Raw genomic sequence first — 11,250 nt, forward strand, 5'->3', positions numbered from 1 at the left:
CCTTATTTTATGAGTAAAAACTAGGCTAATAATAAAAGCTAAGCTAACAAAGGGCTGAATTTTGCCAGCTCGGCAGCATTATGCACAGCTAGTTTTTTAATGATTTTAGACCGATGTACCTCAATTGTTCGCAATGAAAGATATAATTCGTCCGCCATTTGCTTGTTGGTCTTGCCTTCAATTAATAGATGTAACACTTGGATTTCACGCTCTGTTAATGTGTTATATCGTTGTTTTAGTAGGATTGACTCAAACATCTTATGGCTACATGTAAAGGCCTTTTCGATAGCGACAACCAGTTCTTTTCCGTTAACAGGTTTTTGAAAAAAATCACAAGCACCTTGTCTAAATGCATTTACCGCCATCGGCAGATCACCGTGACCCGTTAAAAAGATGATGCCTAACGGACTGTTAGCGGCAATTAATTTTTGTTGCAGTTCTTGGCCGGTAATTTCTGGCATTTTGCTGTCCACAATTAGACAACCTGGCTGGATAATATCTATGGTATTAATAAACGAAATAGCAGAATTGAATACCTGTAAGTTGTATTCATATTGCAAAAGCATAAATTGCATCGAATCAAGAATTGCTAGGTCATCATCCACCATATAAATATCTTTAAGCATGTGCATATGTAGTATCGATTTATTCAACGTTAATAGAGTGTAATCATTGTTGATTATGGATCAAATTGTTTGGTTGCTTTTGTGCTGCATGCATCTTTTTTGTTTATCAAGTTGCACTACACTGAGTTTAGTACATAAAATCATTACCTTGTTACGTTAATTAAGTATTTTCTAAACAGAGTATTGTATTAACTAATTGTTCTATCGATTAATTGTGTTATCAATTGAGTGTTGATTTAACTGAGTGTTGTCAGATGGCTAAAAGGTTACGGATACGATTTGAAACTTTGCTGATTGGAGCACTTTCATTAATTCTTGCTGGATATTTAACTCAAGCAAGTGCGCAGCCTGTAACACCAGATGCGACCATTGAAAAACCCATTACGACTCAAGCCAATGCTGAAGTACATTACCGAGTTGCAGTGCTTGCCAATTATGGTGTGGCTAAAAGTATTGAGCGCTGGCAGCCATTAATGGACTATTTAAGTCAAAATGTTGCCAATGCTAGCTTTGAGGTTGTGCCGTTAGACTTCAACAATATGAATCAAAAGCTAATCAGTGGCGACATACAGTTTGTTGTCACCAACCCTGGCCATTACTTTAATATGAGTGGCGACTATCCCATTTCCTGGTTAGCCACCATGAAGAGCAATCAACATAATGGCAGCACCTTTGCGATTGGTGCAGCTATAATCGTTCGTAAAGACAGCCATTTGTTTAGCGTAGACGATCTTGCAGGGCATTCACTGGTGGCCAGTGATCCTAACGCATTAGGAGGATACCAAGCTGCGATAGGGCTCATCCATTCACTGGACTATTCGACCAGTAACTTCTTTTCCAAAGTGACGTTTCTCGGTTTTCCGCTTGAACCGCTTATTTATCAAGTCCGCGATGGCACAGCAGATATTGCCATTACGCCATTTTGTACTTTAGAACAGATGGTTGCAGAGGGGTATATCAAGGCTAGCGATTATCGAGTGATAAATGATATCACTCCGGCCGATTATGAATGTGCCGTAAGCACTCCTTTGTATCCTAATTGGTCCTTTGCATCGTCGGATGCAGTGCCGTTAATGGTAAGAACAGAGATCACTCGATCTTTACTGTCGATAAGTATGGATCATCCAGCGTCCATCGTCGGACAAAATCGAGGTTGGGCTGCACCGATTTGCCAGTTTCAAGTGGTTAAATTGTTTAACGATCTAAACTTAAATGCGGATGATAGCCCTGTTTACCTACAAGTCTGGCAATGGATAAAGCTCAATCAAAAATGGGGCTTTAGTTTATTGGGTTTATTTGTTATCGCGACTATATATCACCTTTGGCTCGAATATAAATTTAGACAAAAGAGTGAGTACTTAATCAATACAGAGCGCCAATTAAAAAATAAAGCATTGCAACTGGAGCGCATGCAAAGCGCGGCAATATTAGGAGAAATAGGGGCTGGTTTAGCTCATGAGCTCAATCAACCCATTGCGGCCATCACGCAATATAGTGAAGGCGGTATGATTGAGCAGGCAAAAAATATTGGTACAAACTCAGTACAATACCAATTACTTGAAAAAATACACCAGCAGTCAATGCGTGCCGGAGAAATTGTTCATAGGATCAGAGAATTGTTGCAACGAAAAGGTACTGCAAGTACTGAGTTTGACGTACAAGAACAATTAATGGTTTGCCTAGACTTACTAGAACATGAGTTTGATAAAGAAAAAATCCACATTCAAACTCAATTGACTACCACTGAAATTAAGCTACAAGGTGATAAAGTTGGCTTTTGTCAGGTGTTAATTAATGTGCTAAAAAATGCCATTGATGCGGTGTCCGAAAAAGAATTTTCGCTTCATAGCCACAAACGCATACTGATTGATTTACACATTGTTGATCAAACTTTACAGCTTAAAATTTATGATAATGGTATTGGGTTAACCTGTGCTAACGATGATTTTAAAACAAGCTTTTTTTCAACCAAAGCCAATGGTTTAGGACTAGGGTTGTCCATCTGTAATGATGTTATTGCGCTTTTTGGTGGTCAGATAAACTTATCGAAATGTAAAGATGACCCAAGCTCACCTTGGCGAAATGGTTGCCGGGTTCTCATTGTTATCCCAATAAATGCTTTGACCGATTAATCAATCAAATACTCTTCTTTACTGAAATGCCAACCTGTCTTTTTTGCTTATCTCATTTTATTGAGATGTTAAACCGTGATATCAATCAAATCACGCCCCTCAATGTGGTTTACCACAATACCCTTAATTTACATATGGATTAACAATGGTGTTAGCGATGATGCTGACTACAGTTTGGATCTGGTTAGTACCATTAATAATAAGTAAACAGAGAAAACTTCGTGCTTCGTTGAAGATGAAGGGGGGCAATCATGATTGAGTTAAATCGACGTCATTTTTTAAAGGGAGCGGGTGCCAGTGGTGCCACATGTGCTTTAGCAAGCATGCTTCCTGGTTCGCTAGCAGCATTAGAAAAATCACCCTTAAAAGGTGTTGCTTCTGAAGTTGCCAGTATTTGTGAAATGTGTTCAACGCGCTGTCCTATTAAGGCGCGCATTGTAGATGGCAAAAACGTATTTATTACGGGTAATAAAGAAGCAAAATCGTTTGGTGGAAAAGTCTGCGCCCGAGGTGGAGCTGGCCATAGCTTACTTTATGATCCACAGCGCATCGTTAATCCATTGAAGCGTGTGGGTGAACGCGGCGCAGGTGAATGGGCAGAGATTTCATGGGCTGATGCTTATAAAGAAATAGCCACCAAAATGAACCAAATAAAACAACAACATGGTGCAGAAACCATAGCATTCTCATCAAAGTCTGGTTCACTTTCTGGTCATATATTTCATCTTGCTGAGGCTTTTGGGTCGCCCAATACATTTACTCATGCCTCAACATGCCCGGGCAGTTATGTTGTTGCTGCTAAGGCAATATTTGGCACCAAAATGAAGCGTGATTTAAGCAATGCCAAATACATCATCAACTTTGGGCATAACCTCTATGAAGGCATCAACATGTCTGAAACCAGAGGCTTGATGCAAGCTCAAATGGATAGAGGAGCCAAGTTAGTTGTATTTGAACCTAGATTCTCGATTGTGGCAGATAAGGCTGATGAGTGGCATGCAATACGTCCTGGTACCGATGTCGCAGTCGCGTTAGCGTTATGTCATGTGTTGATTAATGACAATTTATATGACCATGACTTCATTGAAAAATATGTTGTTGGTTTTGACGAGTTCGCCGCTGAAGTACAAAAATATACCCCAGAATGGGCCGAAACTATTTCAGACGTATCTGCTACTGCCATTCGACGCATTGCACATGAATACGCAAGCCACGCTCCACACGCAGTGGTTGATTTTGGCCATCGCGCTACCTTTACACCCGAAGAGTTCGATATGCGCCGTGCGCTATATGCAGCCAACATACTGATTGGCAACATCGAGCGAAAAGGGGGCATTTACATGGGCCAGAAAGCACCTGGCTACAACAAACTCGCTGGTGAAAATGTGGCCCCAGCGCTAGCAACTCCTGGTGTGGAAGGAATGCCTAAGTCAACGGCTATCCGCATTGACCAAGTTGAAAAACAATATGCAATGATGTGGTCAAATGGTGGCATTTATCAAACCATTTTAGATGCAACATTAGACGCAAAACCATACCAATTGAAAGCTTGGGTAATGAGCCGTACTAACCCAATGCAAACTCTTACAGACCGAGCCAAAGTAGAGCAATCGCTTAAAAAGCTAGATTTAGTGGTGTCTTGCGACCTGTATATCAGCGAAACCGCAGCATACGCAGACTATATTTTGCCAGAATCGACTTATCTAGAACGCGATGAAGAGATACAAGATAAATCAGGTAAAAACCCGGCCTATTATGTTCGTCAACGTGTAGTAGAAACTATTGGTAACACTCGCCCAAGCTGGCAAATATTTAAAGAATTAGGCCAAGCTTTGGGGCTTGAACAATTCTACCCTTGGGAAAATATACAAACATTACAATTAATGCAGCTTAATCGCGACCACAGCTTGTTAGAACACATCAAAAAAATGGGTTACGTCAGCTACGGTAAACCATTGATGTTACGTGAACCAGAAATGGTTGGCGAATTCGTTAAGGCTTATCCTAATGCCAAAAGTGTTGATGCAGACGGTACTTATGCAAGCTCAATGAGCTTCAAAACACCCAGCGGCAAGATTGAATTAACGTCACCCAAAATAGAAGGCATGGCACCAGGTCGAGGTGTGATTAAGCATCGCGATGTACAACTAAAACAAGCTGATGAGTTGTACTTTATACAAGGGAAGGTCGCGGTACACACCAATGGCGCCACCCATAATATTCCAATGCTAGCCAATCTTATGTCGAAAAATGCGATTTGGATCCATCCAATAACGGCTGGGCGACTCGATATTCACAGCGGTGATGCGATTAGATTAACCAGCAGTGTGGGCAGTGAAGAAGGCACCGCTTTGGTCACCCCAGGGATTCGTCAAGATACTGTGTTTGCATACATGGGCTTTGGCTCCAAAAACAAAGAACTGGTGCGAGCCACAGGAAAAGGTATCCATTGCGGCAACCTACTTCCTAATGTCATCGCCCCCATCTGTGGCATGAATTTACATACCACGGGTGTCAAGTTGGTAAAAATTTAGCCGGTAACTAATTGATTTGGAGTCTCCTATGAGCAAACGATATGTCATGGTGCATGATGAAAATAAATGCATCGGCTGCCAAGCTTGCAATATAGCTTGTCGTAGTGAAAACGAAGTCCCTGAAGGGGTAACACGCCTGCAAGTTAGGGTGGAAGGTCCTTTTGGTGAAGCACCAAACTTACATTTTAAATATCACCGTGTGTCCTGTCAGCAATGCGAAGACGCACCTTGTGTCAGTGTTTGCCCTACAGGTGCCGCTTACATAGACGAAAATGGCTTAGTGTCTATTCATAACGATAAGTGCGTTGGCTGTATGTATTGTGTCGCGGCATGTCCATACAAAGTGCGCTTTATGAATCCCATAACCAAGGCTGCAGACAAATGTAATTTCTGTAAAGATACGCGCCTAGCCAGAGGTGAACAACCCGCTTGTGTTACAGCATGCCCAACAGATGCATTGTATTTTGGAGATGCTAACGACAGCAAAAGTGAGGTTGCTCAATTACTGAATACAAAAATAACCTATCAAGACAAAACGCATTTAGGTACCAAACCACGAGTGTACCGTGTTCCGACTAAACGAGGAGGGATAGAGTCATGAACAATATATGGGGCGACATGGCGCAATATGATCCAGTGACATGGAACTGGGTTATCGCCGTTTATTTATTTATGGCCGGTTTATCGGCAGGTAGCGTACTCATTGGTATTGGTATGCGTTGGTATAGTAAAGGGGGCAATATTGAAACTTCGATATTAAAAGCCTCTGCCATTATCGGGCCAGTAGCCATAAGCTTAGGCTTGGCCTGTTTAGTGTTTGATTTAACCAAGCCATTTCATTTCTGGCTCATCTTAGTCAATTATAATTTTACATCAGTAATGGCGATTGGTGTGCTGGCCTTATTGGCTTATTCACCGTTAGGTATTGCGTATGCATTGATTGTATTACGAGATGATTTACCAAAGTGGAAATTAGGATTTTTAGCCCCAATAGGGCACATGCTATTGCCGATGCGTAAAGCAATTGAAATCCTACTGTTTGTACTTGCCATAGGCGTTGGAGCGTATACGGGCTTTTTAATCTCGGCCATGAATGCCTACCCAATGCTCAATACTGCAGTATTACCGGCATTGTTTTTAGCGTCTGGTTTATCAGCGGGAGCCGCGGGTAACTTAATCGTTGCGTTAACCTGTTTTAATAGCAGCCCCCATGATAACGATGTGGCAAAAATGCACAGCCTAGATTTACCGGTAATCGTGTCTGAAATGATGTTTTTAGTGATGTTGTTTAGTACTCTTTATTTCACCGGAGGCGCAGCTGCTGAAGCATTAGCATCATTAAGTAACGATATTTGGGCCAGCGTGTTTTGGATAGGCGTAGTCGGTATCGGGTTTATAGTCCCCATCCTGTCGATGTTTTTACCTGCCAATGCTCGTCACACTAAAGCCATCATGATATCAGTTGCCTGCTGCAGTTTGACGGGTGTTTTAGCATTACGACACTTCATCATCTATGCAGGACAAAGTTATATAAGTTAACCACTAAATAAGTAGGTAAGTACTCTTTCGCCCTCCCGTTGACTTAAGTTGATTGGAGGGTAAAAGTTACCTAATACGCTGTAATAATGTCATTATTTATCAACTAAAAAGGTCCGTGAATATTATCGTTGATACATCATCTATTCAGTTACTCGACAAAGATGTAATGCACTTTCTATATGGCTAGCTGTTTACTATTATCAATCAATAAAAAGCAGATACCATAATCAGTATCTGCTTTTTAATAATTTAAAAATCAATAAATTAAGCTGTTATAATCTTTTAAGCTTAATTACTTTTGCGGGATAATTAAGTACTTTTCACCGGTAGCTTGTTTAGCATAACCCGCTATCGATTTTAATTGTAATACCTCTGACAATGAAACTTCATGGGTGTAATGGCTAGCAAATGTGGTGGTTATTTCATCTGCAACACGTTTACGCATTGCCATAACCGTTTTAGTGACTAATTTACCGAGTGCATTAAATAATAAGAAGCCATTAACGCCCCATGCAAACCCAAAATTACGGTTTAAGGTAATAGGACCGCGGTCTAATGCGCCGTAAATGTAAACTTGTTTGAAAGTGTCAGAACCATAAACGCTGTGTTCTTTCATATCACGCGCAGCAGCCACTTCCATACAGTTAAGAATGTCACTGGTTAGTTTACCGCCACCAATTGGGTCAAATGCAATGGTTGCGCCTGTTTCAATTATCGCGGCAGTTAAGTCAGCCAGGAAAGTGTCACTGCTAGAGTTAACAACATATTTTGCGCCCATATCACGTAACAGCGTTTCTTGTTCCACTTTACGGACGATGTTAATTAAATCGACACCATCGGCAATACAAATACGGTTTAACATTTGGCCAAGGTTAGATGCCGCCGCCGCATGAATAATGGCTTTATGACCTTCAGCACGCATTGTTTCAACCATCGCTAATGCGGTGAGCGGGTTAACAAAAGAAGACGCACCTTCTTCCGCTGTAGTGCCTTGTGTTAATGCTAAACAGCTTTGTACATTGGCACAGAGATATTGGCGATACGTTCCACCGCCAATCACCGCAACGGTTTTACCCATTAATGCTTGCGCTGCAGGTGATGAGCCCGCTGCGACAACAGTTCCAGCACCTTCATTGCCAACAGGAATGGCCTTACCAACACGGGTTTTAACCGCTTGCATAAACTTAGCTGGAACATCAGCAGTAATAGTTGGGCTTTGTTCAGTGCCTTCTTGTATCGCAGTTGTCATATCAGCGACACTAAAAAGCACGGCTAAGTCTGACGGGTTTAATGGCGCAGCTTCAATGCGAATAACCACTTCATCGGCACCAGGTTGTGGCATGTCGATGCTTTTTAACGCCAGTGTTAATTTATTGTCTTCGCTGATTAATGAAGTCAATTGAATGTTGGTATCGGTCATTTAGATGTTCTCCTGCAAAATAATGAATGCTTTAAACCAATAACGTTATTCTATTGGTCATGTTCTGTTCGGAATTGAAGTAAAGTCAACACATCAGTATTGGTTGTTTTTATCGTAAATATAAATTGGTTTAGATAAGTGTTATCCAGCATTCGCTGCTTGGATTTGCGCTTTCACTTTTTGCATAAAGTTGGGCATATTTGCTAGGCGATCATCTTCCACCTGTTGGGCAATAACCGTTTGGCCCATGGCATCGTTCCACTGTTTCATTCCTGGTATTTCCGCCAGTACATCCCAGTTAAGTTGGCTAGATCCAAACGTGCTGACTATGGTGTTCACATAATAAACGTAGATGTCGGCCATGGTGAATTGTTCGCCGGCAATCCAAGGTGAAAACTGACATAAACGACTTAAGCCGCTAATACCACGGGTTAATACTTGGCGTACTTCAGTTTTAACTGATTCTGGAACTTCTGTGCCTGTAAATGCATAAGGAATTAGCCTTCTACTTGGCAGTTCAAAATACAGCTCAGCCATTTTCATAATTTGACGTACAACAGCACGCTCACAGGCATTTTCAGGATATAGCGGAATGGCAGGGTAAGTCTCTTCGATAAAATCACAGATGACACTCGATTCTGACAGGTAAAAACCTTCAGCCGTTGAGATAACAGGTACTTTGCCAGCAGGACTGATTGCCAGTAACGCTTCACTACCACCGTATATAAGATTTTCTTGGAATGGCAGTTGTTTGTATAGCAGTACATGTTTCACTAGGTTGTAATAGTTGCTAGCGGCAAAACCGTGCAAAGTAATCATAAGTGAGTTTTCCATCATTAACGTAAAGGTTGTTTTTAATTGCCGAAAAATGCGATTAATGTCCCTGTATTTAACATGTTGCAACAGGATAGTGGTTGCAATGCTTAAGTTAAGCTCATTATTACTGGTTTTAATTTGGTTATATATAACGGAAAATGCTAATCACTATTGCTTTTAAGACAATAATAAAACAAGAATACAAAATATTTATTTAAGGGAGAAGTGAGTTGGATCAACTACGAGCCATGCGGTATTTCAGTAAAGTAGTCGAAACAGGCAGTTTTACCAAAGCGGCGAGTGCGTTTAATGTACCGCCATCATCCTTGTCGAGACGCGTTGCTGATTTAGAAAAGAGTTTGGGAGCGACGTTATTAAAGCGTACTACTCGAATCGTTAAACTAACCGAAGTAGGGCAAATTTATTATAACGATGTACAGCAAATATTGAATCAACTGTCGCAAAGCAATGAGACTGTTCGTAGTTACCAAACAACACCAATGGGGCGTTTGCGGATCAGTTCGATGGTGGGTTTTGGTGAAAAGATATTGCTTCCGTTGTTAGATGAATTCAGTGAGTTATACCCTGAAATTGTATTAGATGTCAGTTTAAGTGACGAATTATCAACACTCGGACGTGACGATGTAGATATTGCTATTCGCGGTGGTTACGCGCCAAATGAGCGAGTGTTAGCGATAAGATTAATGGACAATGGTTTTATTCCTGTCGCGTCAGCTGGTTATTTAGAGAAACACGGCGTACCTAACAATGCGATGGAGTTAACGCATCATAACGGCCTGTATTTTAAAGCGCCAACAGGCCCAACACCTTGGTTATGTAATATGCACGGTCAATGGCATGATGTCTCAGGCCCCGCAGTCGCGATTTCAAATAACGGTCCATGGTTGGCGAAAAAAGCTTGTGACGGAGAAGGTATTTTAATGTCTACACGATGGGCATTAGCGTCTTATCTTGAGTCTGGTAAGTTGCTAGAACTTAAGTTTGAGCATGAGTTATCGATAACTCAACATTCTGATATGGCGGTTTATTTGTTGTATCAAAAACAGCGCTACTTAGTACCGAAAGTAAAAGCGGCAGTAGACTTTTTAGTTGAAAAAATAAAAGTCACAAATGAGCGTTAAGCAAATGGATAGAACCATAACGTAAAAAAAGAGTAGAAGTCTTTAACGGCCTAATTTATTGAATTCCGTTGAAGTTAAACCATCCAGGTGTGAACGACTCCTACTAACGTAATTCACAACTTATTTACCCTAAACACCCTAATCAATAATTTACTAAATTAGTAAGTTACTGACATGTTACTGTCTATAAGTGGGTAAGGGGCTTGACCCATTTATGCCCCTTTGAGTGTTAATGGATGATATTGTCAGCTTAAAAATGCATTAGAGCGTACAAAATCCAATAAAACTATAAGCACAAATAAATCTTACTCTGCCTTTAATGTTACGTTATTGACTGCAACGCTCGAATAATTCGGAGTTTACTCTATTGCTTGCACTATGCTTGCGGCATAATGGCGTTAAATATTTAACAGAGTCGTTATAATGGATAAGCAGCAAGACAGTTACATGACCAAAGAAACACTGATTGAAATAGTCGAAAATCAAATCGCCGACGGTGAGCCCAAAAAGGTAAAAGAAACCTTGATGCGTTTAGTCATGACAGGTACACCGCGTGATGAAGCCATTCAAATGATGGCTTGCGCGTTGGCTATCGAAGTTTCCGATGTCATGAAAAATGGTTCCTCTTTTAACGCAATACGTTATGGCCAGCATTTGAATGCGCTACCGAATATGGATTGGATGGAAGATTAATAGCAATTCATAAATTCCTGTTTTGTTAATCCCGATAAGTGGCATTATCGGGGGTTAATTGAAAAGTCTGAAGAAAGAGGTTGGATTTACATCTTCGATGAGTAGTATTGAAGCCTGTTTAGACCTCGTAATCTCAACGAACGAGCCTTAAACGGATTAAGTCAGTTGGTTTTGTTCGTGCCTCAAAGTACAACCAACTGTGTTAATACGCTTAGTGCGATATAAATAGTAGATGGGTTTTAGGCTTCTCTTTTTTATTTAGCGGATGTATTTCTTCATAAAGTGTCAATGAGCGCCCTTGAGCCGCCAAAGATACTCGAATGAGAAAATGCTGCTATTGGTAATCAA

General features: G+C 40.9%; 9 protein-coding genes. 6 read left to right on the forward strand and 3 right to left on the reverse strand.

Features of this window, described 5'->3' with window-relative positions; genetic code table 11:
* Positions 1-38 precede the first annotated feature (38 nt).
* On the reverse strand, positions 39-632 hold the full coding sequence (locus H5202_RS12825) for a response regulator transcription factor (protein WP_182772414.1): 594 nt from the start codon (positions 630-632) through the stop codon (positions 39-41).
* 248 nt (positions 633-880) lie between these two features.
* Between H5202_RS12825 and H5202_RS12830 the strand changes: the two genes are divergently transcribed.
* From H5202_RS12830 to nrfD, 4 genes are all read left to right on the forward strand, one after another.
* A complete protein-coding gene (locus H5202_RS12830; protein WP_220493870.1) occupies positions 881-2,758 on the forward strand; it encodes a sensor histidine kinase in 1,878 nt (625 codons plus the stop codon).
* A 251-nt stretch (positions 2,759-3,009) separates the two neighbouring features.
* Positions 3,010-5,292, forward strand: a complete 2,283-nt coding sequence (gene phsA / locus H5202_RS12835; RefSeq protein WP_182772415.1) for a thiosulfate reductase PhsA — start codon at positions 3,010-3,012, stop codon at positions 5,290-5,292.
* 28 nt (positions 5,293-5,320) lie between these two features.
* A complete protein-coding gene (locus tag H5202_RS12840; RefSeq protein ID WP_102036995.1) occupies positions 5,321-5,893 on the forward strand; it encodes a 4Fe-4S dicluster domain-containing protein in 573 nt (190 codons plus the stop codon).
* Positions 5,890-6,831, forward strand: coding sequence for an NrfD/PsrC family molybdoenzyme membrane anchor subunit (gene nrfD, locus H5202_RS12845; RefSeq protein WP_182772416.1), 942 nt, complete (start codon positions 5,890-5,892; stop codon positions 6,829-6,831). Before H5202_RS12840 ends, nrfD begins: the two co-directional genes overlap by 4 nt.
* A 292-nt stretch (positions 6,832-7,123) precedes the next feature.
* On the opposite strand, the gene H5202_RS12850 is transcribed toward nrfD, so the two are convergent.
* Together H5202_RS12850 and H5202_RS12855 are read right to left on the reverse strand one after the other, a co-directional pair.
* Positions 7,124-8,251, reverse strand: a complete 1,128-nt coding sequence (locus H5202_RS12850) for a zinc-binding dehydrogenase (RefSeq protein ID WP_182772417.1) — start codon at positions 8,249-8,251, stop codon at positions 7,124-7,126.
* A gap of 141 nt (positions 8,252-8,392) precedes the next feature.
* Entirely contained in the window at positions 8,393-9,070 is a 678-nt protein-coding gene (locus H5202_RS12855) for a glutathione S-transferase family protein (protein WP_182772418.1), read from the reverse strand.
* A gap of 227 nt (positions 9,071-9,297) precedes the next feature.
* On the opposite strand from H5202_RS12855, the gene H5202_RS12860 reads away from it, so the two are divergent.
* On the forward strand, positions 9,298-10,209 hold the full coding sequence (locus H5202_RS12860) for a LysR family transcriptional regulator (protein ID WP_182772419.1): 912 nt from the start codon (positions 9,298-9,300) through the stop codon (positions 10,207-10,209).
* Between the two features lie 423 nt (positions 10,210-10,632).
* Positions 10,633-10,902 carry a hypothetical protein gene (locus H5202_RS12865; RefSeq protein ID WP_182772420.1) on the forward strand — a complete coding sequence of 90 codons (270 nt, stop codon included), beginning with the start codon at positions 10,633-10,635 and terminating at the stop codon, positions 10,900-10,902.
* Positions 10,903-11,250 lie beyond the last annotated feature (348 nt).

The organism is Shewanella sp. SG41-4, from assembly GCF_014164505.1.
GTDB lineage: Bacteria > Pseudomonadota > Gammaproteobacteria > Enterobacterales > Shewanellaceae > Shewanella.

What these genes read in the sequence shown, in the direction of transcription:
- phsA (WP_182772415.1), top strand. Translation starts at nt 3,010, where the DNA reads ATGATTGAGTTAAATCGACGTCATTTTTTAAAGGGAGCGGGTGCCAGT.
- H5202_RS12830 (WP_220493870.1), top strand. Translation starts at nt 881, where the DNA reads ATGGCTAAAAGGTTACGGATACGATTTGAAACTTTGCTGATTGGAGCA.
- nrfD (WP_182772416.1), top strand. Translation starts at nt 5,890, where the DNA reads ATGAACAATATATGGGGCGACATGGCGCAATATGATCCAGTGACATGG.
- H5202_RS12865 (WP_182772420.1), top strand. Translation starts at nt 10,633, where the DNA reads ATGGATAAGCAGCAAGACAGTTACATGACCAAAGAAACACTGATTGAA.
- H5202_RS12840 (WP_102036995.1), top strand. Translation starts at nt 5,321, where the DNA reads ATGAGCAAACGATATGTCATGGTGCATGATGAAAATAAATGCATCGGC.
- H5202_RS12855 (WP_182772418.1), bottom strand. Translation starts at nt 9,070, where the DNA reads ATGATTACTTTGCACGGTTTTGCCGCTAGCAACTATTACAACCTAGTG.
- H5202_RS12850 (WP_182772417.1), bottom strand. Translation starts at nt 8,251, where the DNA reads ATGACCGATACCAACATTCAATTGACTTCATTAATCAGCGAAGACAAT.
- H5202_RS12825 (WP_182772414.1), bottom strand. Translation starts at nt 632, where the DNA reads ATGCACATGCTTAAAGATATTTATATGGTGGATGATGACCTAGCAATT.